The organism is Sphingomonas sp. 22R3R2A-7 (assembly GCF_036856055.1).
Lineage (GTDB): Bacteria > Pseudomonadota > Alphaproteobacteria > Sphingomonadales > Sphingomonadaceae > Sphingomonas.
This window is the reverse complement of sequence record NZ_JASPFR010000001.1, coordinates 3767666-3794333: the sequence shown is the minus strand read 5'-3', so window position 1 is coordinate 3794333 and position 26668 is coordinate 3767666. Positions and strand designations below refer to the sequence as shown.

The 26668-nt window shown below is 62.1% G+C and carries 20 protein-coding genes; 16 read left to right on the top strand and 4 right to left on the bottom strand.

The features are described 5' to 3' along the window. The 12 genes from QP165_RS18215 (at position 1) to QP165_RS18160 (ending at position 15841) form a co-directional block, all read left to right on the top strand. Positions 1-3639: a phage tail length tape measure family protein gene (locus tag QP165_RS18215; RefSeq protein WP_333996701.1), complete on the top strand. Its 3639-nt coding sequence runs from the start codon at positions 1-3 to the stop codon at positions 3637-3639. Between the two features lie 3 nt (positions 3640-3642). After that, positions 3643-4437 carry a hypothetical protein gene (locus QP165_RS18210; protein ID WP_333996700.1) on the top strand — a complete coding sequence of 265 codons (795 nt, stop codon included), beginning with the start codon at positions 3643-3645 and terminating at the stop codon, positions 4435-4437. Beyond that, a complete protein-coding gene (locus tag QP165_RS18205) occupies positions 4434-6611 on the top strand; it encodes a hypothetical protein (protein WP_333996699.1) in 2178 nt (725 codons plus the stop codon). Before QP165_RS18210 ends, QP165_RS18205 begins: the two co-directional genes overlap by 4 nt. Then, the gene (locus QP165_RS18200) at positions 6608-7177 is read left to right on the top strand and encodes a hypothetical protein (protein ID WP_333996698.1); all 570 of its coding nucleotides are present in this window, start codon (positions 6608-6610) and stop codon (positions 7175-7177) included. The genes QP165_RS18205 and QP165_RS18200 overlap by 4 nt, the downstream gene beginning before the upstream one ends. Next, entirely contained in the window at positions 7174-9771 is a 2598-nt protein-coding gene (locus tag QP165_RS18195; protein WP_333996697.1) for a right-handed parallel beta-helix repeat-containing protein, read from the top strand. The genes QP165_RS18200 and QP165_RS18195 overlap by 4 nt, the downstream gene beginning before the upstream one ends. A gap of 180 nt (positions 9772-9951) precedes the next feature. Then, complete coding sequence (locus QP165_RS18190) at positions 9952-10335, top strand: hypothetical protein (protein ID WP_333996696.1); 384 nt, start codon at positions 9952-9954, stop codon at positions 10333-10335. Continuing rightward, on the top strand, positions 10332-10616 hold the full coding sequence (locus tag QP165_RS18185; protein ID WP_333996695.1) for a hypothetical protein: 285 nt from the start codon (positions 10332-10334) through the stop codon (positions 10614-10616). Before QP165_RS18190 ends, QP165_RS18185 begins: the two co-directional genes overlap by 4 nt. A gap of 113 nt (positions 10617-10729) precedes the next feature. Further along, positions 10730-11266: a lysozyme gene (locus tag QP165_RS18180; protein ID WP_333996694.1), complete on the top strand. Its 537-nt coding sequence runs from the start codon at positions 10730-10732 to the stop codon at positions 11264-11266. A 329-nt stretch (positions 11267-11595) separates the two neighbouring features. After that, positions 11596-13566, top strand: coding sequence for an FAD-dependent oxidoreductase (locus QP165_RS18175; RefSeq protein WP_333996693.1), 1971 nt, complete (start codon positions 11596-11598; stop codon positions 13564-13566). A gap of 462 nt (positions 13567-14028) precedes the next feature. Continuing rightward, positions 14029-14688: an FAD-dependent oxidoreductase gene (locus tag QP165_RS18170; protein ID WP_333996692.1), complete on the top strand. Its 660-nt coding sequence runs from the start codon at positions 14029-14031 to the stop codon at positions 14686-14688. 11 nt (positions 14689-14699) lie between these two features. After that, positions 14700-14858: a hypothetical protein gene (locus QP165_RS18165; protein ID WP_333996691.1), complete on the top strand. Its 159-nt coding sequence runs from the start codon at positions 14700-14702 to the stop codon at positions 14856-14858. After that, positions 14855-15841, top strand: coding sequence for a hypothetical protein (locus QP165_RS18160; protein ID WP_333996690.1), 987 nt, complete (start codon positions 14855-14857; stop codon positions 15839-15841). Before QP165_RS18165 ends, QP165_RS18160 begins: the two co-directional genes overlap by 4 nt. Positions 15842-16010: 169 nt before the next feature. Here QP165_RS18160 and QP165_RS18155 read toward each other — a convergent pair whose 3' ends face one another. The 3 genes from QP165_RS18155 to QP165_RS18145 all read right to left on the bottom strand — a co-directional run bounded on the left by QP165_RS18155 (position 16011) and on the right by QP165_RS18145 (position 18746). After that, positions 16011-16943, bottom strand: a complete 933-nt coding sequence (locus QP165_RS18155; protein ID WP_333996689.1) for a glycosyltransferase family 2 protein — start codon at positions 16941-16943, stop codon at positions 16011-16013. Further along, the gene (locus QP165_RS18150; protein WP_333996688.1) at positions 16940-17962 is read right to left on the bottom strand and encodes a polysaccharide pyruvyl transferase family protein; all 1023 of its coding nucleotides are present in this window, start codon (positions 17960-17962) and stop codon (positions 16940-16942) included. Before QP165_RS18150 ends, QP165_RS18155 begins: the two co-directional genes overlap by 4 nt. A 445-nt stretch (positions 17963-18407) precedes the next feature. Beyond that, a complete protein-coding gene (locus QP165_RS18145) occupies positions 18408-18746 on the bottom strand; it encodes a hypothetical protein (protein ID WP_333996687.1) in 339 nt (112 codons plus the stop codon). Positions 18747-19424: 678 nt separating this feature from the next. Here QP165_RS18145 and QP165_RS18140 point away from each other — a divergent pair. The 3 genes from QP165_RS18140 (at position 19425) to QP165_RS18130 (ending at position 22112) form a co-directional block, all read left to right on the top strand. After that, positions 19425-20840 carry an acyltransferase family protein gene (locus tag QP165_RS18140; protein WP_333996686.1) on the top strand — a complete coding sequence of 472 codons (1416 nt, stop codon included), beginning with the start codon at positions 19425-19427 and terminating at the stop codon, positions 20838-20840. Beyond that, on the top strand, positions 20743-21339 hold the full coding sequence (locus QP165_RS18135; RefSeq protein ID WP_333996685.1) for an SGNH hydrolase domain-containing protein: 597 nt from the start codon (positions 20743-20745) through the stop codon (positions 21337-21339). Before QP165_RS18140 ends, QP165_RS18135 begins: the two co-directional genes overlap by 98 nt. A 143-nt stretch (positions 21340-21482) precedes the next feature. Then, entirely contained in the window at positions 21483-22112 is a 630-nt protein-coding gene (locus QP165_RS18130; protein WP_333996684.1) for a serine acetyltransferase, read from the top strand. Positions 22113-22553: 441 nt separating this feature from the next. Here the strand turns inward: QP165_RS18130 and QP165_RS18125 are convergent, their stop codons facing one another. Beyond that, on the bottom strand, positions 22554-22733 hold the full coding sequence (locus QP165_RS18125; RefSeq protein ID WP_162235451.1) for a hypothetical protein: 180 nt from the start codon (positions 22731-22733) through the stop codon (positions 22554-22556). Between the two features lie 1369 nt (positions 22734-24102). On the opposite strand from QP165_RS18125, the gene QP165_RS18120 reads away from it, so the two are divergent. Continuing rightward, complete coding sequence (locus tag QP165_RS18120) at positions 24103-26616, top strand: glycoside hydrolase family 9 protein (RefSeq protein WP_333996683.1); 2514 nt, start codon at positions 24103-24105, stop codon at positions 26614-26616. Positions 26617-26668: the final 52 nt, after the last annotated feature.

The following is a 26668-nucleotide window of genomic DNA, read 5'->3' as shown; positions in this document are numbered from 1 at the left end:
ATGGCATCGTCATCGCAATTCGATATCGTCGCCCGCCTGCAGCTGCGTGCCGAGCAGTTCAGCAGCGAGGGCGGGCGATCGTTCGCCGACCTGGCGACGAAGGCGCGCACGTCCGCGGCCGGGATCCGCGACAGCTTCGGGCAGAGCTTTGCCGAGGTGCAAAAGCTCGCCGAGCAGTCGCTGAAGCTACCGCGCACCGCCACGGGTTCGCTCGATCTGTCGGGCGAGATCACGTCGCTGCGCCAGGCCGCGGCCGCGGCCGATGAGAAGGCAGCCGTCGCGCGCGAATTGAACGCGGCAATGCTCGCGGCGTCAGCCAGCTCGCGGACCGTCACCGAAGCCATGCGCCTCGAGGCGGATGCCGCGATGGTCGCCGCGCGCGCCGAGGAGGCCGACGCCGGCGCGATCCGTCAGCGGATCCTCGCGCTCGAGGCCGTCCAGGTCGAGCTGAACAAGACCGCCAGCGCGACCGGGATCCACACGCGGGCTGCGAACGACAACACCAAGTCGGCAGGCCAGCAGCAGCAGTCGATGCTGATGCTAGGGCAGCAGATCCAGGACTTCGCCGTGCAGACGGCAAATGGCGGCTCCGTTGCGACCGCATTCTCGCAGCAGATCGGCCAGGTCGGCTTCGCCCTGACCGGCATGGGCGGGAAACTCGGCGTCGTCGGTGCCTTCCTCGGCACGTTCGCCGGTACCGCAACGCTAGTCGCGCTGACCGTTCTTCCGCCGCTGATTGCCAAGCTGCTCGACAGCAATGACGCGCTCGAGGACGCGGTCACCAAGCTGAAGAAAACCGCCGCTGAAGCCGAGATCACGGCCAAGGCGCAGGACATGGTCGCACGCTCGGCAGACGGCGTCGCAATGGCGATCCGCGAGCAGACCAAGGCGCTCGATGAGGGCGACAAGGCACTGCGCACGCGTGCCGAGCAGGCCAACATCGATGCGAAGATGGAGCTGGCGCGCGAGATCGCCGTCCGCCGTTCCACGCTCGCGCTGATCGAGCAGACCAAGGCGATGGCCGAGGGCGAGAACCTTCGGTCGCTCGGGCCCGGCGGTGTGCCGGCGGTCGTCGCGACGCAGTACGAAGCCAAGATGGCGAAGCTGAAGAAGGACGCCGCAGATCAGCAGGCCAAGATCGATCAGGCCGAGCAGAACGTCCAGCGCACCCGCATCGACCTCGCGGCCGAAGCAGCGAAGCGGTCCGTCGATCCGATGGAGCGGATCAAGAAGCTGTATGACGACCAGGCAGCCGCAGCCCAGCGCGCGGCAACAGCGGAAGCGGCTCGCGGCAAGAACGTCGACGCCTCGCTGACCCGCGAGCTGGCTGCGATCGAGAAGAAGCGCCAGGCCAAGATGCAGGAGGAGCGCGATCGTCAGAGCGCCTCGAGCCGCAAGCCTGCGCGCGATGCCGAGCTGGCGTCGCCGACGACGATATCGAAGCTGCTGCGCGATACGCTCGGCGCGCGCATCACCAGCACGACCGGCGGCAAGCATGTCGCAGGCTCGGACCATTACCGCGGCGCCGCACTCGACTTCGTGCCGAAGGGCGGCATGGGATCGATGACGAAGGACGATGTCCGCGCGATCTTCGAGAAGGCGGGCGTCTCGATCCGTCGCAATGCCGGCGGTGTCGAGCAGCTGTTCGGTCCCGGCGACAAGGGGCATTCCGACCACTTCCATGTCGCATGGGAGAAGGGGAAACTCGCCGTCGACAATTATCGCGCGTCGGTGCGCGATACGGCCAAGGCCGAACGCGAAGCGGCGCAGGAGCAGAAGAAGCTCGACACCGCGCTTGAGCAAATCCTCGGCAAGTTCGATCCGGCAGCCGATGCCGCGCGCCGGTACCGCGACGAGCTGGGCGAGATCGACAAGCTGGCCGGCGCCGGCAAGATCACGCCCGACCAGCAGGTCGTCTATATCCGCAATGCGAAGCGCGATTTCACCGCGTCGCAGACGACCGCGGCGCACGACAACTTCCGTCTCATTATGGGACCGGTGGAAGTCGATGGCGCGATCGCCGCCTGGCAGGCGGGCATTGATGCGACTGGTGACCAGATGCGCGACCACGCTGAAGCGGCGGGCATCGCATTCTCCGACCAGGTGCGTGATGGTATTGCCGGCGTGGCCGATCTGCTCGGCATCCGGATCAGCGGACCGGCCCGCACCATGCTGCAGCCGGGCGGCATCGAGGCGCAGGCGGGCAGTTCGGCCAGGTCGCTGATCGACGGCCTGCGCAATTCGCCGCTGAAGATCAGCACCGAGTCGCTCGACCGTCTCGAGAAGGGCATCGGCAGTGTGCTGACCGGCGCGTCATACGGCCAGCTCGGCGGGTCGCTGTTCGCTTCGATTACCGGTGGCAAACAGAACCAGCTCGGCAGCGCGGTCGGCGGTGCGCTCGGCAAGGTCGCCGGCGACGCACTCGGCAAGACGGTCGCCTCGACGATCGGCGGGACGCTCGGCAAGACGCTGGGCGGCGCAGCAGGTCCGCTCGGCGCGATCGCGGGCGGCATCGTCGGCAGCGTCATCGGCGGGCTGTTCAAGAAAAGCACGTCCGGATCCTCGACGCTGACCTTCGGCAGCGATGGCCTGGCGGCGGGTACGGCCAAGGGCAACGGCACGGCCGAGAAGGCGGCAGCATCCGCGTCGGCCAACAGCGTGGCCGGATCGCTCAACCGCATCGCCGAAGCGCTCGGCGGTACCGTCACCGGCGCCGGTTCGGTGTCGCTCGGCTACCGGCCGGGGCACAAGGCAGGCGCGTACCGCGTCGATCCGACCGGTCAGGGCAACGTCAAGGGCGGCTCGGTAATGGCATTCGCCACCGAGGAGGAAGCGGTGCGCGCGGCGATCGCTGACGCATTGTCCGATGGCGTGATCGGCGGGATCTCGGCTGCATCGAAGCGGATCCTCGCGGCCGGCGGGGATCTCGAAAAAGCGCTGTCGAAGGCACTGATGATCGAGGCGGTGCCGAAGGATCTGAAGGCGATGCTCGATCCGGTCGGCGCGGCGATCGACGAGCTGAACGCCAAATTCCTGAAGACGGTCGACGCGCTGAAGGAAGGTGGGGCGAGCGCCGAGCAGATGATGCAGGCACAACAGCTGTACGATCTGCAGCTCGCCCAGGTGAAGAACAGCACCGCAGCCGCCAGTGCCAGCCTGAAGGACTTTGTCGCCAGTCTGAAGATGGGGTCGAATTCGCCCTATTCGCTGCGCGACCAGGAGCAGACGGCAAAGGCAGCGCTGGCGCCGTATCTCGCCCAGATCGCCGGCGGGAAGACGATCGACCAGAGCAAATACCAGGCGGCTGCGCAGACCTATCTCGACATCGAGCGCCAGCTCTACGGATCGACCAAGGCGTATTTCGACGCGCTCGACGCCGTGCAGGCCGCGACCAACAAGGCGATCAGCACGATCGACAACGCCACGCCGATCGGCACGTCGGTCGAATCGCCGTTCGCCAAAGCCACGGCCGCCAGCGCTGCGGCGACGGCGACCGGCGTGCAGACCACCAACGAGCTGCTCGATCAGATGAGCCAGCAGGCGGCGCTGACGAATGATTTGCTGGCGCGGCTCACCCTGGCTGCTGGCAACGACAGCAGCTTCATCGGCAGCGGCCGATCCTTCGTGGCGGCGGGATAAGACATGGCCAGTGCGATCATCGTCGAGCCGCTCGCCTTCGCAGGCGTGACGGCCAGCTCCACCGCGGCCGGGCACGACGCGGCCTATGTCGGCAATGACTATCTCGGCGTCACCTGGCAGTCCGCTGCCGGCGCCGCGGCGCAAAGCCTCGTCGTGGATCTCGGCGCCGATCGCGCGCTCGACTTCGCCGCGCTGCTCGGCTGTGACGGTGCAACCGGCGCGTGGACGCTAACCGTCGAGGTCGCCACCGCAGGCCAGGGGGCAGGCTTTCCGGCCGGCAGCTTCTCGACCGGCGCGCTTCCGTTCCTCGCCGGCTCGGCCGGGTGGGCGAGCGGGCGCGGCATCGGCTGGTGGTCGGGCGCGGCGATCGTCGGCCGATATGTCCGCCTGACGATCGGCGGGCTCGGCAACGCGGTCGCTACGGTCGGCCGCGTCGTGATCGGCAGCAAGATCCAGCTGCACCGCAACTTCACCTTCGGGGGCAAGTTCGGCGTCAAGGATCTTGGCAGCTATGATCTGTCGGCGCGTGGCGTACCGCTCAAGCGCCGGGGTCCGAAGCTCCCGACGTTGTCGATCGAGTTCAACGCCGTCCACAAGGACGAGGTCGAGGCGGCAGTGCGCCCGCTGATCGAGCGCATCGGCAACACTGGCGAAGTGTTCGTCTGCACCGATCCCACGCCCGACGCGCAGCGGCAGCGCCGCTGCTATTACGGCACGCTCGTCGGCGACCTCACGGCCGTCCAGCGCCGCGCCGCGAGCTGGGGCTGGCAGGTCAACCAGGTCAGCCTGATCCGATGAAGGGCGCGCTGATCGAGATCGTCGCCCGCATGGCCGGTACGCTCGCGCCGGTGACGCTCCGGATGGCCAGCGTCGACGACAGCCGCGTCTGCCATCTGAACGATACCGTCTGGTGGCCGGCGATCTCGAAGCTGCCGAAGCTCTCGTACGATCTGTTTTCCGGCGAGTTCGACGGCCAGGTCGGCACGCCGGCGTCGAACCTCTCCTTTTCCTGCCTGCCGTTCGATGGCGCGCCGGCGCTGCGCTATGCGGGCGCACCGGTGCGGATCTGGACCGGCGACGTCGGCGCGCCGTTCGCGACCTGGACGCAGCGCTTCGAAGGCCGCGTAAAGGCGCAGCCGTCGATCGACGCCGGCATCGCCACCGCCTCGATCGCCGTCGACGACGCATGGCTCGATCAGCCGGTGCTCGGGACCTATGCCGGCACCGGCGGTGCTGAAGGATCGGCCGACCTCAAGGGCACGGCGAAGCCGCTGGCGCTCGGCGCGCCGCGCTATGCCAGCGGCGTGCTCGTCGACGTCGCGAATTCCGTCGTGCAGATCTCCGGTGCCGGCCCGATCGCCGCGGTCGAGGTCGCGCTCGACAAGCTGTCTCGCTTTCCCGCATCAGTCGGCGATTATGCCGATCACGCGGCGCTGGTCGCCGCGACGATCCCGGCCGGGCGGTTTGCGACCTGTCTGGCCGAAGGCAAGGTGCGCCACGGCGCGCCGCCCGAGGGAACGCTCAGCTATCTGGTGAAGGGCGACGCCGGCGGGCGCTCGAGCGGTTATCCGCGCCTGGCAGGCGAGCTGATCCGGCGCATTGCCGAGATCGTCGGCGCCGGCGACCGGATCGATCAGGCATCGCTCGCCGCGCTCGACACGCTGCGGCCGATGCCGCTGTCGATTCAGGTGACCGCGCAGACCACCGCGCGCGAGTTGATCCAGCGCATTGCGCAGAGCGTCAATGCGGTCGCCGGCGTCAGCTGGCTCGGCAAGCTGTTCGTCGCGCGGATCGGCGCGATCGGCGACGTGATGGCGACGCTGCAGGCGGACGGTTCGGCGCTGCCCCCGGTGTCGTCGGTCAAGCAGCTTGAGAACGGTACGCCTTGGTGGCGTGTCGATATCAAGGCGCAGCCGACTTGGACGGTCCATGCTCTTTCCGACATTGCGTTCTCCGCGCCGCTGACACCGCGAGGCCTTTACGTTGTCGGCACGACGTACCGCGAGGGCGATATCGTCGACCTGTCGGACGGTTCGCGCTGGCTGTACGTCTCGACCACGCCCGGTACCGGCGCGCTGCCCGGCCCCGCCTGGTACCAGATGAGCCCGGCGATCCAGGCGCGCTATGCGGATGGCACGACGATCGAGGAATGGAAGCCAGCCGAGCTGGGTTCGGACATCACCAAGAGCCTCGATCTTTCCGACACGGTTATCAGCATATCGACCGACGCTTCAGGCGCGATCGTCGCCGGCCAGCTGCCGGCGTCGGTCAAGGCCACGCGGCGCCGGGGCGGCGCGGACGTGTCGGCCGCAACCGACTTCTCGATCGTCATCGCGGGCTCGATCACCGCGACGATCGACAACGATCCGTCATCGATCGCCCGCGGCACCGTGACGATCACGGCCGTGCAATCGTCGGGGACCATCCAGGTCGTGTCGCTCCTCGATGGCGCAGTGCTGCCCGGCACCGTCACGATCAATCTACCCGACGCCGTCGCACCACCGCCGACCGACGCCAGCGCCTCGCTGACGAGCTTCCCGACGATCAAGAGCCGCGCACCGACCTATCCATCGGCACCGACGTCGTTCGTCTCGGCGAAGGCCGACAGCAGCGGCCGGATCTCGATGGTGCTCGACGTGACCTATTACTTCCGCAACGAGGGATCGCCCGCGTTCGATTACGGCTCGCTCACCGCCGCCACCAGGTTGCAATATCGCCCGACCGGCGGCGCCAGCTGGACCGACGCCGCGGCCGAGATCGTCGGCACCGAAGCGTATCGCCAGGGCAACACCACGACCGGCAAGATCGATGTGGTTCAAGGCCGTCTCAACACCGGCGTCATCACCGTATCCGGTCTGACGCCAGGCGCGACCTATGACGCCGCCCCGCTGCTGCGCGCGCAGCCGGTGGCAGCCTCGAGCAAGGGCCAGGGCGATCCTGCCGGCGCGTTCACCGTGAGGACCGGGCTTTGAAACAGTGGGTCATTCTCCTGAGAACCGGCGAGATTCAGGCGCAGGTCTTTTCCGACGTGCACCCGGCGATGAACGCCACCCGGACATGGGACGCGACCTGGACGACGTACGAGGTGCCGCGGTTCGGTGACCTCGCGCGCGAGAAGTACGTGCCGGCATCGGGCTGGGTGCCTGACATGGCACTGGTCAAGGCACGGTTGCTCGCGCAGATCGATGACGAGCGCGAAACCCGGCAGATGACCTTTCTGACCAACGGTGGCGCGAAGAAGTGGGTCTACAGCCGCAAGGGTATCGAGGTCGACCGGTCCGCCGGCATCCTTGCGACGGTGCTCGATGCGCTGTCCCTGACCGATCGCAAGGCGAAGTATCCGTACGCGGCCCGTGAAGCTGCGCTGACCGGCGAGAAGCTCTCGGTAGTGCTGAAGCGGTTTGCCGATGGGATTACGTCATCCGGCGATGTCGAGGACATCGAGGCGAAGGCGCAGATCGCCAAGCGTGCCGTAAAATCCGCAGCGACCGAAACCGATGCGCTGAAGGCTGCTGCCGTGAGCTGGAAGACATCATGAGCGCTCTCCCCAACGACATCGCCGCGGCGACGCGCGAAGCCATCATCGAGCGCTACGAGAACACCGCCGTCCGCGATGCGCTGACCGGCGCGCGTGACGGTTCGCTCACCCCCGGCGAGGGGTTCTTCGACCTCCTGGCAGACGCGAAGACGATCGTCGACGAGCGCGGCCTCGTGCTCGCGGGCGACCCGCGCTTCTCGGTCAGCGTCGCGGCGCTGGTCTGGTCCGATCCCTCGCTTGCGACGCCGGCGGTTCGCCTGGTCGACTCCGAGCAGTCGGTCGACGCCCGGCTGTGCTGCTCGCGTATCGAGCTGGACCTCGAGGAAGAGGTCACCAGCTTCGAGCTATTCTATGCCGGCGACGTCGACATGACGCCTCCGCCCACCGGCCCGGCGCCGGTTCGCATCGCCCGGGCAGCTGCTGGTTCGGCTGACGGTTCGTCATGGGATAACGCCGCGCCGCTTTCTGCGCTGAACACCATGATCAGCAAGGCAGCGCTGACCGGCGCGGAGGTCTGGCTTCGCGCCGATGCCGGCACCTACACCCTGCCGACGTCGACGATGACGATCAGTAGGGGCGGGACGACCGCAAAGGCTGTCACCGTCCGCGGCGTCGATGCTGATGGCAATCCGATGAAAGCTGTGTTCGTCGGCGATCGCGCAAATCCATGGTCGATGGGATCGCCAGGCGGCGTTGCGGAGCATTTCTGGCTGAATGCCGGCGCCAGCAATCTGGTCTTCAAGTCGATCGAGTTTCGCAATGCCGGGACGTGCTTTCGCCTGCGCCAGGCGAACAGCAATCTGACGTTCGAGGATATCGACGGAAACAACATCCGCCGTCTCATTCAGAACAGTGCGTCATCGGGCCAAACCGCATCGATCAACGGCCTGACGATACGTCGCTGCAACGGCAACGGCTATTCGAAGCAGTTCGTCATCGTCCGGTATGACAGCGCAAACGTCCTCATCGAGGATTGCCATGCCGATGCTCAAAAACAGGATGGCGACAATTTCGCGTGCGGTTTCCAGATCGACGATACTGCGCACGACGTAGTTTTCCGCCGCTGCATCTCCGAGAACAACTACAACAACAACGGCTCGGCATACTGGAACTCGGACGGCTTTTCCGGCGAGCGCGGCAACTACCGGCTCACGCTCGAGGACTGCGTTGCGCGGTATAACACCGATGGTGGCTACGATTTCAAAAGCCAGATCACCCTCACGCGGTGCCTCGGTGTCGAGAACAAGCGTAACTTTCGCATGTGGGGCGATGCGTACCTGGTCCAGTGTGTCGGGCAGCGACCCGTCAAATACGGGTCGGGTTCGATCGGGCAGGTCTATGCCTATGCGAACAGTCGCGTCCGCGTAGCCAGCTGCACGTTCACGGATGACACCACCGGCACCAATCCATTCCATATTTTCGCGACGGGCTTCCTGGCCGTCGACCAGGCGACGATCAACGCAACCAGCCACAAGGGCAGCAAGCTGTTCGACGACGAGGGCAATGCCGATGCGCCATCGGTGGTTTGGAACCACGCCGATACGGTCGCTCCGTCGATCACCAGCGCGACTCAGCAAACCGCTGTCGAGAACCAGCCAAAGGATTATCTCCTGACGCTCAGCGAGCCCGGCACGCTGGAGATCAGCGGTCCGGATGCTGGCAAATTTGCGCGCAGCGGGCGGACCATTTCGATGCGTGCGCAGGATTACGATGTCGCCAACGGCCCCGCGGCCGACGGTTCCAAGATCCTCAAGATCACCGTCGTCGCGCGCGATGCGAACGGCAATGGCTCGGCGCCGACGCCGTTCCAGGTCGAGATCCAGGATGCGGCCGACGATCCGATCCTGCCGGTGGAAGCCTTTGCCTATAGCGGGGCGAACGGCGCGTGGTTCGACCTGAGCGACACCTCGACCCTATGGGCAGACGTCGCCATGACCGTTCCGGCGATCGTCGGCGGGAGCGTCGCCGTCGTCCAGGACAAGAGCGGCTTTGGGAATCATCTCGTCCAGCCCGATCCCGATCGCCAGGCCGTCTTCCGCATGGACGGTTTTTATCCGTGCCTCGAGTTCAACGGTGCATCGACCTTCTACACGATGGGCCCGGCGGGCGGGTTCCGATATCCGCAGTTCACGGCCTTTGCCGGCCTGCGCCGCGCTCGGGACGACAGCGAGGATCTCAGCACGGCAATATTCTTCGGCCGGCGCGGGACCACGACGACGTCGAGCTCGAACGGGACCTTTTGGCTTGGCGTGCGCGGCGGGGCATCTGCCACGTTCCGGATGACCAATCCAAGCGGTACGTCGGATGGTGTTGGCGGCGCTGTCGATCGCCGACTGATGCTGTCGTTTAGAAGCACTGACGCTGTTGTTCGGTCGAACGCTGTTCCGGTCGTTGATGCAACGGACACCGCGGCCAACACCTACCCGCTCGCCACCGAGCAGCCGCTGGTCGGCGCACGGTACGACGGCAATGGCTATCTGAGCTTCATCGACGGCCGTCTCTATTCGTTGGCCGTGCTCAACCAGGCATGCCCCGATGATATCCGCTTCCGGATCGAGCGGCAGCTCGCGCAGTCCGCGGGCGTGATCCTCTAGCTTCTTTAAGATTTGCCACCGGCAACAAGCCCGGTGAACGCGCAACGATCGCGGAAGGAATGACTCATGACAGCAGTTATACCAGCGGCAGCGGAAGCCGTTGGCCCAGTCCTTCAGACCGCGTCAGGGGGCTCCATTCGCGCAGGCGTCTGGACGGGCGTTGTCCTCGCGGGCATCGGCGTGATCTCGCTGATCATCCGGCAGTGGGGCCCGTGGCAGGTTATCGCTGGCAGCCAACGTCGCGCCGACATCGAGGGCATGGGCAAGCGTATTGCCGAACTCGAGGCGCGGCTGGACCGGCAATCGGTTCAGCACGAGGCGAAGATCGAGCAAGAGCGCCGCGAGCATGCGGCCGAGCTTCAGATCATGCGGCACCGGATGAACAATCTCGACCAGTGCCTGACCATGCTGCTGGCCCTGATCGAACTCGACCCCGAGCGCGCGCGCGATTCAGCGGCACGGGTCCGGCAGATGCGTGAACGCCAAGAGGCCAACGAGATTGCCGAGAAGGGCGCAATCGCCGCGGCTCGTCTCACCGCCACCCCCGTGGAGCCGGCGACATGAACGACGTTGATCGCCACTGGCGCTACATCATCGCCCTCACCCTGATCGTTGGATACGTCGGGCTGGCTGCGATCTCATTCTTCCATCAAGTCCCCGCGAACAACACGCGCTTTGTCGATGGCTTCTTCACCGGTCTGGGTCCGATCGTCGGCGCTGCGGTCGCGGCGGTATTGAACGTCGGCAAAGGCGGGAGCGCCCAGCAGGACGCCAACCTCGCGACGGCGCTCGACAAGCTGCCTCCACAGACGATCGGAACGGGCCCGGCAACTCCCGCGGAATAACGGCCCGCCTCAACCGGGAGGGTTCTGGCGGGCCGGCCCGAGCCGATTAGGGTTAGCCAGGCGCGTCGATAACGACCGATCCGGCCAATAGCTTCACATCGAAGGAAATAATCATGACCGACCGGAAGGTGGGGCCGAAGGCGCGCGCCCTGATGCATCACTTCGAGTCCTGCAAGCTGCTGGCGTACCCCGATCCGGCGACCGGCCGGAAGCCGTACACCATCGGCTGGGGCATGACCTATTACCTCGACGGCCGGTTGGTGAAGCTGGGCGATCACATCACGCAGGAGCAGGCGGACGATATGTTCGCGCAGCTGGTCGAGCGCGATTTCGCCAAGCCGGTGTCGGCCGCGATCGGCGACGCCGCGACCACCCCCGCCCAGTTCGGCGCCATGGTCGCCCTGGCCTACAATATCGGGATCGGCCCGCGCGTCTGGATCTTCGGTTTGCCCAAGGGCTTTCGACAGTCCGAGGTGCTGAAGAAGCATCGGGCCGGGAAGCATACCGAGGCTGCGCGGGCGTTCGGATCGTGGACGCGCGCAGCTGGACAAGTGATGGCGGGCCTCGTGCGTCGCCGGGCTGCCGAGGCCGCGCTCTACCGCAGCGACATGACTGAAGTCGCCCGCCTCACCTTCAACGCCGTCACCTGAGAGGATCACCATGAAGAGATCGCTGACCGCTGCGCTGTGCGCGGCGTCGATGGCGCTTGCCGGCTGCGCGACCATGCCAACCGCATCGTCCGCGACCATCGACCGCGTCTAGGCGCGCTATGACGACGCCAAGGCATGGGCGGACCTTGTCCTGCCGTACGTGTCGGCGGAGCGCGCCGCGCGGATCCGGCTTGCGATGGCGCTGACCGAACGGGCGCTGCTCGCGGCCCGCGTCGCCGCGACGATCTCCGAGCAGCAGGCGGCTCTCAAGCAGGCTGACGCCGCCACTTCCGTCATCACCACTGCACACTGAGCCCGAGGGAAATCGCATGAAGACCATTCTACTCTGGGACCCACGGTTCCCGGATCGCCGACCCGCGCGCCTCACGGTCGAGGACGCAGTCGCGTCAGCGGCGGTGCGCGCCGGCGTCGCCGCTGCTGCGGATCCTGCTGAGGCAGGTGCGCTGTCGGCGGGTGGCGCGCTCGATCCGACCATGCTGACAGAAGTCGTGATTCAGCACGGCCCCGGCACCGCGACGCGCCGGGTTTTCCTGCCCTACAGCGTGGTGATGGTCGGTGCGGCCGCGGGCGTCCTCGCGTCGATCGGCACCCCAATCCCCGGCGGCGTCACCCCAACACCTACCCCTTCGCCGACCCTCGCCCTGTCGGCATCCTCGCCTTCGATCGCATCGAACGCCGCGGCGGGCACGCTGGTGTCGAACATCAGCAACGTCCCGGCGGGCGCCACGCCGACCGTCACCCCGAACGACGGTCGCCTAGTGATCGCCGGCGATTCCTCGGCCGGCTGGAAGGTCGTCGTCGGTATGTCGGCGCTGTCGGCAGGCACGGTCAACTTCTCGGTCGCGGCGACGGGCGCGACGGGTGCGAGCGGTGTGCTGACGGTCACCGCAGCGAGTTCCGGGCCAACCGCCTTCGCCTATCAGGCAGAAACCACTACCGCGATGAACGCGTATGCCGCGTCTGGCACTCAGCTCATCCCATCGGTGGCGCGTCAGTTCGACCGGATGATTCGGCGGCTTAAGGCGTACAACGAAGGCAATGGTTCGCTGTGGAACGCGACTCAACTGCTGACGGGTCTGCCGTTTGCGACCGAAGCGCAGATGCTGGTCAACGTGAAGTCTCCCGGCACGGGCGATCTGGTGAAAGTCGGCGCTCCGACGTTCGCGCCATATTCCGGCGCGACGACTGCATCGGCAGCGGATTACTACGAGAGTAGTTTCACGCTTGCCGACATCAACCGCGACAACCACCGTTTCATGGTCAATGTCCGCACGGGCAGCACCAAGGTGGCGCTGGATGCCGGTGCGCTTGATACGGGCGGCACCAACGGCTGCACACTTAACGGCGCGGGATCAGGGTTTGGGTTCCGCGCGGCTGGGGCCAGCGTCGCGCCAAGCAACGTCGGTACACCGTACGGCGGTCTCGGCTGGAAGGGCTATGGCCGTCAGAACAGCACGCAAGTGAATAGCGGTGCAAACGGTATTCAGCACCAACTGGCGATCACCAGCACGGCTGCAACGCTCGTCAGCCCCGCGACCCAGAAGCTTCGCTATCTCGGCGCGACCGGCTCGACCGCCTTCACTGATCGCAAGCTGGGCGGCATGGCGCTGTTCAATCGCGACCTGACGATCGGCGAGCAGGCAGCGTTTCACGCCATCACGACGACCTTCATCGACGCGCTTGTTTATGGGTGCCCGTACATCGAGGAACGCGGCGTCGGGGAGGCCAACCACACCGCCCAGGTCATCATTGTTGGCCTTACTCCCGGCGCGCTGGCAGCAGCCTACGAGGCAAAGCGCGCCGGCAAAACCGTCAAGATGTTGGGCGACTTCCACGACTATAACATCGACGACATCGGCGGGATGCCAGCGGCCGGGTTGGGCTGGGTCGATGCGAAGAACTACACAGCACCTTCGGGGTTCTTCCGCGAGGTGGCGAAGTGGGCCAATCTCGATTTCTACGGTCGCTCCGACACATCCGACCAGACCGGACTCTCGATGGAGGGCCGGGTCTGGAACTATGGCCTTCGCCGCCTTTTCGATCCTACCCGAACAACGCAGGCGCTCGCGGGTCTCGACATACCGATCTATATGACGGGCGGCGCGCTTAGCTTTACGCGGTCCGGCGCGAACGGCACGCTGACCACGCGCGACGGGCGCACCTTCACCGCTCGCGCCGATTGCTTCATCTGGGGCGATATGGAAGGCGAGGGCGTGTTCCTCACTGGCGAGCCGTACCTGATGGGATCGGAGCCGGCTGGTTCCGGCATCGAAATCTGAACGGTTACCGCCCGCAGGTCGCGTATCTCCAGCTTTTCAACCACGCAGAAGTCACCAACGTGCGGGTCGATCCGTATGTGACCACCGGCGTCCCGGCGAGCGGGCTGTTGCCGGATACGGTTGACCTCAATGCGGTCGGCTTGGCGGCGGGCGCGGCAGACCCGGTTCCGCAGTCCATGAACAAGCGCCTGATGGTGACGAACCTCAAGGCGCGAGCGATCCGCTGGGACTATCTGTTCCGCAACGGTCCGCCGCGAAACTACAACGCGTTGCGTTACGACTCTCTTCCCCGGCAATGCGCGTTGGTCAATTCGCAAACCTCGGGGGCGCAGGCAGTTGACCTTGCCGACATCGTTACCACCGGCACGCCTGTAGCGACTGGCGTTTACGACTGGAACGCAAGTTCTTGGCGGTTTCTCCACCGACTTGCCGTTGAATGCCTTCCGGTATGCACAGGCAGGCATGGACGCCGCTGCTCGCAAGGCAGTTGTGGACGATTGGGACGATTACATTCTCGGGATGTTCTATTTCATCCTCTACAGCGGGGATAGCCGCATCCCGGCATCGCTCGTCACGGCGCTCCAGGGATACGGCCTCGACGCCTTGCACTACTGCGACCCGGCAGTCGAAGGCCGTTATGGCTTGCAGGATCGCATCTATACCCGCGATCCCATCTGGCAGCTTAATGCGCCTTTCAAGCTGACCGGCGCGGACATCAGCAACGGGCAGGCGGGGCTTCGCTCGACCAAGACTGTCGGCTACTCGGCATATCGCTACGACCAGCACGACAAACGCCGCGTTGCGTACGACGACGGGTCGGGAATGGCGCTTTGGCGGCAGGGCGTGGTTGGGGGCTCAAACGCATCGTTGTCGATCGCTGCCGAGGCAATGCAAGGCCCCGTCACGGGGGCACAGTTCCTCTACGCCCCCAGCTTCTCCAAGATCTTCCACAGCAACGCGCGCATGGAATTTACGCTGACCGGCATGGGTCAGTCGGCGGGCGTCTATGCGAGCCTTGCCATCGATGGAGGCGTTCCGGTGCCAAGCGTGAGTTACCCCACCGCACGGGCGGCGATCCTGGCCGGTCCGTACTCCACGCCCCTCTACATTCCGCAATCTTGAGAGGCCTCGCCATGACCCGCATCATCCTACTCGCCATCACGCTGATCGCCTCGCCGATTGCGGCGCAGCAGATCGTTACCTCCCCGGTCGAGCTGGTCGACAACAGTCCAGCGACGCCGGGGATCGTCATCGTCAACGCCAAGACCACGCCTCCTATAAAAAGGGGGTGACGGTCTTCGCGTGCGAGGGTGGCCCACCTTGGCGCTACAGCGTCGCGGTGCCCTGCCCTGCGCCGGCCGCGCCGATCGTCGCCGCCATTGCTGCGGCGCGCATCACGACCGTCGCCAAGGACTACGGGGCGAACAGCGCCTGCATGTATCCCCGCCCCGGTGTTAGCGGCAACTTCTGGGCAACGCGCGCCATGGATTGCGTGCTGTTCCGCGTCGAGAAGCCGAACGTCTGGGACCAGTTGCCCCGTACGGTGCAGGACTTTCGCATCGAGGCGTCGCGCGAGGGCGTCACCACCCAGCCGCGATCGAGCAAGACCAGCGCGTACACGCCGATCAACAATGTGACGCTGCAACGGTTCGCGATCACCTCCCGCAAGCGCGGCATCTTCATCCGCAACGGGTCGTCGAACTGGGTCGTCCAGGACTTCCGCATCACGGGCTCGGGCATCAATACGTCTCCGGGGGACATCCCGGGCGGTATCGTGATGGACGGCGCGCACAACATCACCATCCGGCGCGGCGAGGTCTCCGGTTTCAAGACGGTGCTGGCTGACCCCAAAAAGTACGCGAATGCCGACTGCATCGCTGCCGAGCGCGGCGACAGCTTCACCGCGACCGACCTTTACCTCCACGACTGCACCGATGGTGGGATCGATACAAAGGCGACGACGACACTGGACCGGATCCGTGTCGCGAACATAGGGCATTACAGCTACCGGTTCTGGGCACTAGCCACCGTCGGCACGCTGACCTCCGAGAACCCAGGCGGCGCGCACATTCAGATCGCGGCTGCGTCAACCGACGTGACGATCGCTAAGCTGATCGCAATCGGCCCTAGGGCGATTGTTCACGTCGACAACAAGGGAATCGGGGGCAAGGTCACGATCAAGGAATGCGACCTGTCGAAGTGGACCGGCACCGCGCTGCTATCTGGCCTCTACACTCGGGCGAGGATCACGCTGGGCAAGGGGTGCGCGCGGTGAATTTGGCACTCGGCGTGAGGCGGTGAGGTAAGGTACTGTCCAACAAGTCTGACTACTGGATCGAGGAGCTGGGCGCGACATGAGCCAAGAAGAGTATCGCAGCTGACACGCGTGTTAAAGGGGATTGGTCCGCACCCGATCAGTTCCGTTGAGCAAAATAGTTTCCCGGCTACGCCACTCCGAAACGGCCGGCTACGATCCACTTAATCATCCTTGTATAGTGACTCATCTTTCGTAGTCGACCACCTAGACAATACCGGTCTAAAATTGTCTTGGCATCTGCATAGGCTCCCGATCGCATCATTAAGTTATAGTCCGATTCAGCATATCGAAACGCAGCCCTAGCTAGGGATGCATGATATTCAGGGTCAATCCCATCCAATAAGGCATCTGGATAGCTAGATATTGGGCGCGCCGACTTTCTCAGTTTCGTGGCAAAACCTAAATCAGAGTCTTCAACATGAAAAATAGTCCCCTCAAAGCGATCCCAGTATATCGCCCCCGAAAACAGCACCTTTAGCCATAGCCAGCTATCTTCTCCATATCGGCAGCCATTTTCGGTGAAGTAACCCCCGGTCTTATCAAAGGTGCGCTTTCGGACCACCACTGAAGACGAATGCATAGCATCCACGGTTGCCTTAAGCACGCGCCCATCTGCCTCAGATGGCGGAGGGTAGAGTCCACTATATTGATACAATTCCACGACCTTATTAGGTCTGAACTTCCGATAATCACCCGCGTCGTATCCGCAAACATACGCAACTGCCGCAAGATTTGTATCTAAAGCATCGACCGCTGCCGATAAAAAGCTAGGCCTCCATTCATCATCTGCGTCTAAAAATGCTAACAGCGGTGCACGCGCCAAAGACGCGCCATTATTTCTTGCGGCTCCCGGCCCAGCATTAGCCTGCGTCACAAGCCTTATTCGAGAATCGACTATCGATGATGCCACCGAGCAAGATCCGTCAGTACTACCGTCATCAACGATCACTATTTCGAATGTGCCGTGCTGTTGGCAAAGCACCGAACGGACTGCGCGCTCGATCGTCTCCGCTTTATTGTAAAGTGGAATTATGACAGAAATCGAAGGCATCGGGCTCATTTGAATGCGCCATTGATAACGTTGTTAAATCTTGAAAGTAACTCATCTACTCTCGCCTTCAAGACCGACTCATCACTCAGATATCCTTTACGAGCGGCGTGTTTAGACAGGGCTTCCGCCGTTTTATTCACACGGCGAGCATCTGACGCTGAGCTATATTTCGTGAATATAGAATGCTTCATTGCCCTAGCAGGCATCTTGTGAAGATATCGCTTGCGCCATGCTAATTTTCTTGCAGTCGCATCATCCGTAAAAGATAAAGCTTTGTTTTGATGGGCAGTAGCGAACTCAGGAGTAGGAGGTTCGAGATAGTTTACGCTGCGGGAAACTTTCTGAGCCCAGCTGTCAAATGCGCCACGCGCAGAGGGAATTGGTAAGCGTTGAGGTTCGTAGGGAACTTGCAACGACATTGACCAATCTAACCACTTAAATGTGCTGATCTGGTTACTTGATGCGACAGGTATCCATGGTACGCGCAAAGTGTCGGCAATGATCGCGGCGTGCATTGAATCAGCAATGACAAGCTTAGCTTCGCGGATACGTCCAATGACTTGATGACTATCGCCGCGAGGATCAACCATATCCACGCCTGACAAATCACAGGCTTCTTCCCACCCGGCAAAGTCCAGAGCGGTATGATGCGGAATAAAAATAACATTGCCGCGTTTGGGTTCGGGGATTGGTTTAAGCTCCTGGAGCGTAGAAAGGAGAAGCGCACCATCCGCCACGGCTGCGTCTGCTGGCAACCCAAGAACTTTTGCCGTTAGGGGCCCGCGAACGGCGGCAACTTTCCACCGATCGCTGCCCCAATCAGCAGGTATTTTGCTGTAACCGAAGCCGCTGCTGAATACGACGGTTCGAGACGCAGGCGGCTGTGGGTTACCAATTATAGTACCGATACCGCTGAAAAGCGTATCGCTACGGTCATCCCATCGCCCCGGCGCTAGGCGCTCCCATAACCATCCGTTTAGGTCATCACCGAAGTTGCCGTGCTTCGAATGATAGTAGAATAAGCGCACGGTGTTTCACCTTCCATCAAGCCTACCACATGAGGTTTCGTGCCGATCGTCGAAACCGCATGCGCCGCCATGCGCTACTAAGACAAATGTCTCGGCACGGCTATGCCCCATGCGACACGATTGACAGCGCGCTGCGCTACATCCGGCAAGCGGCGACGTTACCCAATTACGTCTTGCGGCGGCGTAGGCATTGGACGAACGGATTAGCGCCAGAAATGGCTAACATCGACAGCAAACGGCGGGGTGCCGTTACGCCTAGTCTGGCTCCCAACGAAAATAAGACACCGAGTGCGAGTTCACCCACGGCGAGGCCTGCGATGGAGATGGGGGCAGCGCACAAAGTGAGATCCACCGCGGCGCTTCCAATCCCAGCACCTATAGCCACCGGAACACCCGGCAAAGCAGCCAATAGCTGCCTTGCAGAATGCGGCGGTGATTTAAAGTATCACGATTGCCTTGCGTAAAATGACGCACAATAGCGATCTATCGCATTGAGGGACGAGCCAGGGCGACTGAGCTCTTTGATCACAACATGACCGACGCCTGAGAAAAAGATAGAGACACTAAAATCCAAACTATCAGCCTGAATTTCCCATACGTTTCCTGCCCCATCCTCCGCTTCCGGAGCGTAAAACTGCGATGTCCCTAGCTCTACCCAGGCGCGTCTCGCCGCATAATCGAGGACGAGATAGAGCTGATCAGCTCGATCGATTGTCGTATTCCGATCAACAATATCATCCACGCAAAGCCGCAATTCTGGCGCGCTGTAAGCGAGTTCAACCATTTCCCGATCTCCATATCGCTCGAAGCATTTCGCCACCGCAATAGCTAGAATCCTCGACCACACAACATCTGGCCAACGATGCCACCGACCGTCCGACGGCTGGTAGCACATTTGCAAAAGGCAGGCGGTGAACGAGCACCGCAATTTACGTCGTTAAAGCCCGTCGGCGATGCAGCTCGGCTTGGAGGGCGTGGTGCTCTGAGCTAAGCGATGGTTCCAAGCGCGGTCAAAATCGCGCTTTCACGCTCTACGCTGAAAATCCTATGTCCGATAGCGACCAAATCATGTTCCCCGCTCAAACGCACCCGTTCAAGCTTTGACACGGAAAAGTCGGCCGCGGATTAGTTGAGGTAACGCACAAGAAGCCTCATCGAAGGTGGAGGGGCTTGTCGCTTGGACGGTAGAGCGGGTCTCGTTCTCCCGTCCAGTGCCCGCCCCTCCCCCGATCGCGCTGCGCTCCATAGGACCGGAGCATACGAACTAAGTTCGCGGCGCGCACTCGCCGCAGCCAAAGCGTAGATACTCGTTCTTTCAGCCTAGTTTCCAGACTCGACCGCATCTGTAGGGCGGCGAGCAGTAACCATGATCTTCCCATTTCGGCATACTATGCTCATCTTGATGGTTGACGCCGGTCCATGGGCCATACATCGAGCCAACTTGGGGCGGGGGGAAGTCACGATGCACGATTCCAAGGTATTACCCGAGATTGCTGAGCGGGCGTCTCCGGTTGTCGGATATAGATCCGATATCGATGGACTGCGCGCGCTGGCGGTGCTTCCCGTCGTTTTATTCCATATGGGCTCGACATTTTTCAGTGGCGGCTTCGTTGGTGTAGATGTCTTTTTTGTTATTTCTGGCTATCTAATAACGTCTGCTATCATTCGAGATATCGACAGCGGTCGGTTCTCGTTGATCACGTTTTACGAACGCAGAGCACGACGCATTATGCCAGCTTTGTTCGCAACGATGTTGGGCACGTTCGCAATTGGCACGGCCATATTGATGCCGGACGAGTTGCGAGACCTCGGCATCAGTTTTGTGGCCGCATCATTGTCGATCTCGAATATCCTGTTTTGGCAACAAACGGATTATTTTGCGGCAGCTGTCGAACTCAAGCCGCTTATTCACACATGGTCGCTTGGCGTCGAGGAACAGTTTTACGTAATTTTTCCACTAGCATTGTTTGCGCTATCTCGAATTGCCCGGGGCAAGATCAATATCGCGGTAGCTATAGCAGCCGGGGTATCTTTTGCCCTGAGCGTGGCGCTGCTGCATTCCCATCCCAGTGGCAACTATTACCTTCTTCCATCACGCGCCTGGGAGCTCCTAATAGGCTCTATCTTGGCACTAGGGGCTATCCCGAGTGTGTCGAAAATAGTGGCAGAGTGTGTCGCCGTCCTTGGACTTGCCGCTATTGCTCTTTCAAGCATATTACTCAGTTCCGAAAGCCCTTTTCCGGGGCCCAACGCTATGTGGCCCTGCTTAGGAGCAGCCGCCTTGATACACGCCAATTCTGGTGGCCGGACCATAGTTGGGCGGATCTTAGGCTGCAGGCCGTTAGTCTGGGTAGGCCTTATCTCCTATTCGCTTTACTTAGTTCACTGGCCCCTGATAGTTTTCTCGAACTACTATTTACTTCGCCCGCCTATATTTGGAGAAAAGGCGCTGATGCTGGCGGCGATGTTCGCCTTAGCATGGCTCTCTTGGCGTTTCGTAGAGCGACCGTTTCGCAAACGCCAAACGGTGTCGCAGCGTGCGATATTTGTAGGCTCCGGCACAGGAGTCGCCGCCTTTGCAGTTCTAGGCGCTGTCTTGTTTGCCACCAAGGGGCTCCCACAACGCTTCCCGAACATGGAAGCACCTAGCACTGAAGCAAATGCGGAGCGGAACAGCGAGCGTCCGTGCTTCCTCAAACAGGGCTATGATGACTGGAATGGGGCAAACTGCCGAATTGCCACTGGTGCAGGATCGCCGGTCCTACTGTGGGGAGACTCTCATGCGAGATCATTACCGTGGCGCAATCTCTCGTATAGATCCTGCCCTGCGCCATTCCGTTATATTGTATGCAAACGCTGGGTGCCTTCCGATACTTGATGTGACAATTTCGAGTCGAGAGCATTGCCGATCAAACAATAGCCACGCATTGAATATCATTAAGAGTTACAACATCAAGAACATCGTCTTAGCAGGATACTGGGAGTACAACCTTAAGAAGAATGGCCTCAGCGTTCGCGACGTGGCAAGGTCAGTATCTAAATTACGGGCAATGGGCCTTAGTGTAAGAATCATTGGTGACAACCCAGACTTTCCGATAGCTAATCCTCAATATTTAGCAATGCGCCTTCAGCAGCGCGATCTTCCTCACGCCGACTTCTACGTGCCTATTCGCAATAATCAAGAGTTTAACAAGAAGCTAAGTAATGTCGCCGGAGAAGACGAGTTTTTTAATCCTATGACGTCGCTGTGCCGAGGTGATGAATGTTTAGCCTATCGTAATGGGAAGGCGCTGATGGTAGATAATGCCCATCTCTCCCGGTATGGCGCTGATATCGTTTTACGGAGAATGCGCACATTTCTAGACCGGCCAGATTAAAACGGCCTGAACGACTTGGGGCGGGTAAACCGCGGCTATCCGCGGGTTGTGATCGGCGGCGGCAGAGAACGTCTGCGCCGCCAAGGCCTATAGACGGCGGCCAATATCTGCTAGATAAGGCTCTTAGGCAAACGGGGGCATGAATGTCTGACATACACAACGGTGACGGAAAACGTCCTGGTCATCTAGACGGTTGCCCACGATCTTTTCGGGAACTTCGGACATTACTAAGCGAAGATCTCTATCGCTACTCTGGTCAGGTAAGTACGGCTCAAGCATTTAAGCACTACCTGTTTACTCCAGGCTTTAAATACACCTGCTGGATGCGCAGCACAGGTTACCTGAAGACCAAGAAGATAACAAAGCTGACGGTCTACCCACTTTTCAAGCTAATCTTACTTCGCTGTCGATACAAATACGGGATAGCCATCCCAGAGAACACGGTAATTGGTGGTGGCCTTTTCATTAATCGGTTCGGTGGTATCTACGTGCACAATGACGCTGTGATCGGGCGAAACTGCAACATTACTCCGGGCGTGCTGCTCGGCCAGATAAATCGCGGGTCGAAGGCAGGTGCGCCCACGCTGGGTGATCGCGTATTTCTCGGCTCTGGAGCCAAAGTCGTGGGGAAAGTGACAGTCGGCAACGACGCGGCGATCGGCGTGAACGCGTTGGTGACGTCCGATGTGCCTGCGAATGGCGTGATGGCGGCACCACAGGCTACGATGATCTCCGAGAGGGGCTCGTCAGCATACATCAATCGGCAGGCGTAATGTCTGTTGATCAGAAGCTCCGTGTGAACGGCGAAATTGTATACCGCACTTTCGTATCTGCCGGTGAGCAGATGGTATCAATGATCATCCCGTACGGCGTCGAGGGCCGCCGAGTAGATTTGGAATTCCGCATATCCGATTTTGTCGCATTCGGCGATTACACAGCTGACGTGGCGTCGTCGGTTATTGACCGGGTCGTCATAGACTCTCCGCCGGCGCGTCGTGTCGGTTGGTTCGGACGCTGGAAATCGCGTTGGCGATAAAGCGATGGCGAAGAAGCCCAAGGCTAAAGCATCGAAGCCGGCAACCATGAACCATACGCCGGCAACTCAGGGGAGCATGAGCTCCACAAAGCCGCAGTAAGTATGACCGGGCTGGTCATCTCCTCCCGGGGTGGCCAGCCGGTTCAACGATTATTGAAGCTGACAAAGCGACCTGCGTTCACTGAGCCTGACCCTCCAGAATTACGTCGACCGCCGCGGCTACACGCGCCCAATCGTTCTTGTGGGGCTCGTCGCCCAGCACATCGAGGATTGTATCAACGATGGGAGCGGCCTCCATCGTGCCATGCACTTCCACGATCGCCATCGCCTTTAGCCAGACTTCGCGGTCGTTCATCATCCACATAGCCTATGCGTCCCTGAACGATTCGGGCAATCTATATCAATAAACGAACTGACCGCCTCGATAGACGGCATGCGCTAAATTACCGGCACCTACGCCTACCGGTTTATGGTCCGAGCGCCCGATTTCTCCAGTTGATGGATTATGCCGTTCAACGATGCTTTGACGATCTGCGGGCGAACCATGTCATCCGTTGCGTTGATGCCGCTCCAGAATTGCGTAAGAGGCCACTGATCAGGACAGTGAGGACGAAGGACCCGAAGGGCTAGCCTGGTTCCGCTTGACGGTTTTTGCTCCGCTGCCGGCGCCTCGGCTACCTCCTGGAGAACAGTCAGGGCGAGCTCAATCAGGTAGCGCTCATAGTCAATCATGCCACGGCTTCCCTCCCGGCACCGGGCGTAGATTTGAAGCGTTAATGAACCGGACGATCCGCTGAATCTGTCTATTAACACCTGGGCGTATGCGGTCCGACCATCACGATCGCGTCAACGGCAGCAGCAATCCGACGCAGATTTTCGAACCCTATTTTTGGCCCGATGGTGTCACCTAGGTCGTCACGAACGTAATCGGCGGTCATCTCAACATGCGTCGCGAGTATTTTCCCTGCGGTGAGCCACACTTGCCTATTAGTTAGCTGGAAGACGGGTAGCCCGTGCAACGTCGCCCGGTGCGTACCGCAGCGGGACCGATAGATAATCGCCATACAGCTTACCCCGGTGGAGACTGGCCCAAATTTGGGCATTGGCCGATCAAGGCTTGCTGTTAGCGACGAGCAGCAGCACACCCTGCGAGTAGTTCGTCCGAAAGAAATGATGCTGGTTCAATATCTAAAGTGACCGCAAGACCGGGGGCATCGATAAGAACCTCCCTTCATTTGCTGTGACGCTTAATACTTCAGGACGCAATGTTGTTAGCATTCCTGCTCTCCCATGTGCCATTAGCAGTCCGCGAGGGTGATTCGTTCCTCATATTGACCTACGGCAGGATGATTTTTCGCCATCTCCCATTCCGACAAATTACGGACCTCCTCGGCATGCCGGTAGGGTACAGAGCGGGAATAAGTCGGAAAAGACAATGAAAACGCGGCCTACTTGGCTGACTCTTAATCAGCGGGTCCTTGGTTCGAGCCCAAGTGCGTCCACCAGAGTTTCCAACGGCCTCGCAGCGATGCGGGGCCGTTTTGGTTTGGGCCATCCCTGACGTCCCCCGTTCCCTGCGCAACATGAGAACGCCGGCGGCTGTGAGCTACCAGTCGCGATCCACGGACAACCCTTTCCCATTTGATGCAGAGCAACGCTTCAGCCGCTTGAAAACGGACAATGTGGAGATATGGTAGCGCTAACGATAAGATAGGGGAGGATTGCTGATGGGCACGCAGTATCGCGCGTGGATGATTGCCGCGCTTCTCGCAACGAGCAGCGCGGGGGTGACGCAGGCACCCGATCGGGCGCCGCTCCGGCTCGACCGCTCCGACTATTTCGAGGCGCCGGGTGTCAACTGGCTCGTGTTTTCCAACGTCAACGAAGGGTTGTTCGCCGACGCGAAGATCAGCGGCGTCGAACTCATCCAGCAAGGCGTGCGTACCGCCACCAACGGCGATGTGCGCCTGTCGGCGACGCCGGGTCAGTGGGATCCGGCCGCCATCTTCGTCCGCCGGCGGGTCGACAAGGCGGCGGGCGTGATCGAGGTCGCGATGCGCTATCCCGACTTCAGCTATACCGTCCGCGCCGAACGGCGCGGCGCCATGGTCGTGCTGTCGGTGCTGCTCGACCAGCCCCTGCCAACGGCACAGGTCGGCAAGGCGGGGCTGAACCTCGAATTCGTGCCCTCTGCCTATTTCCACAAAAGCTATGCCGCCGACGGCAAGCCCGCGCTTTTCCCGCGCTATCCCGCCGATGCGATGACGCTGGTACCCGAGCGCAATCTGGCGAGCGGGCGCAGCGATGGTCCGGGCGCCGAACCGCAAGCCTTTGCGAGCGCGCGGCAGCTGATCCTCGCGCCCGAAGACCCCGCGCGGCGCGTCGGCATCACCACGCGCGAGGGGACGGTATCGCTGTTCGACGGGCGCAACCAAGCGCAGAACGGGTGGTATGTCGCGCGTCAGCTGCTGCCGGGCGGTCGGACAGGCAAGGTGATCGAATGGACGCTCGACGCCAACAGCGTTCCCGACTGGCTGCGCCCGCCAGTCATCGGCCATTCGCAGGCCGGCTATCGCGCCGATCTGCCCAAGGTCGCGACGATCGAACTGGACCGCGACGATCGCCGCGCGCTCCGCCCTCGCCTGCTGCGGCTGAACCCCGACGGCGTCTTCGCGCCGGTGGCGGCGGGGTCGACGCGCGAATGGGGTAACTATCTGCGCTATCGCTATGTCCGGTTCGACTTCAGCACGGTGAAGACGCCGGGCACCTATGCGATCGACTATGGGACGACGCGCAGCGCGCCCTTTCCGATCGGCGCGGACGCGCTGACGGGACTGTGGCACCTCACTAACGACGTCTATCTGCCGATCGCGATGGATCATGTCGCCGTCAACGAAGCCTATCGCGTCTGGCACGGCGACCCGCACCGCGACGATGCTCTACAGGCCCCGGTCAACCACGAGCATATCGACCTGTATCGGCAAGGGCCGACGACCGACACGCGCTTCAAGCCCGGCGAGCATATCCCCGGCCTTGCGATCGGCGGTTGGCTCGATGCCGGCGATTTCGACATCCGCACGCAGACCCAATATCAGGTCGTGCGCCAGCTCGTCGACGCGGTCGAGACCTTCGGGATCGACCGCGACACGGTGGCGGTCGACTGGACGACGCGGCGGGTGGAGATGCACGTGCCCGACGGTGTGCCCGACATCCTGCAACAGATCCGCCACGGCAGCCTGCAATTGCTGGCGCAGTATGACGCGGTCGGCCATGCGATCCACGGTATCGTCGAGCCCGACGTTGGCCAGTACACGCATCTGGGCGATGCGGCGACCAAGACCGACGGGCTCATCTTCGACCCGACGCTCAAACCCTATCAGCGCGCCTATGACGCGCGCGGCGGGCGCAGCGGTACGCCCGACGACCGCTGGGCCTTCACGAGCAAGGCCTCCGCGCTCGATTATGGATCGGCGGCGGCGCTGGCCGCGACCTATCGCGTGTGGAAGACGCGCGATCCGGCGTTCGCCAAACGCTGTCTCGACCGCGCGCAACAGGTGTGGGCCGACGAACATCGCCACGCACCCGACCTGTTCCGCCACGGCAACACGACGGGCGGCCCGCTCGACGCCGAAGAGTTCACCGCCGCGGTGGAGTTGCTCGTCGCGACTGGCGACACGGGCTACGCCGAACGGGTCGAGGCGCTTGCCCCGGCGATGCTGCGTCGCTTCGATGCGACCGCGACGACGATGGTGAAGGCGCTTCGCCACATGCCGGATGGCTATCGCCGGCAGGTCGAGACCGCGGCGCGCGACTGGGCAGCCCGCGCGAAGGCGACCGAGACCGCCAATCCGTTCGGCGTGCCGATCACTGCCGGGGGCTGGGCCGGGAGCGGCGCGGTGCTCAATTTCGGCCTGACCGCCGACGCGCTTCACCGCGCCTTTCCGGCGGTGGTCGACACCGCGCCGGTGCTGCGCGCGCTCGACTTCCTCCACGGTCATCATCCGGCGTCGGACCGCTCGTTCGTCTCTGGCGTCGGCGCGATGTCGAAGGAAGTGGCCTATGGCAGCAACCGCGCGGACTTCTCGTTCATTCCCGGCGGCGTGGTGCCGGGCGTCCTGCTGCTGAAGCCCGACTATCCGGAGAACCGCGACGACTGGCCGTTCTTCTGGGGCGAGAACGAATATGTCGTCCCGGAAGGCGCGATGTATATCACCCTCGCGAGCGCCGCCGCACGGCTTTGACGTTCGTTACTGGAGGCGCGCCACGCACGCGCCTCTGTCGTTTACCGGTCGA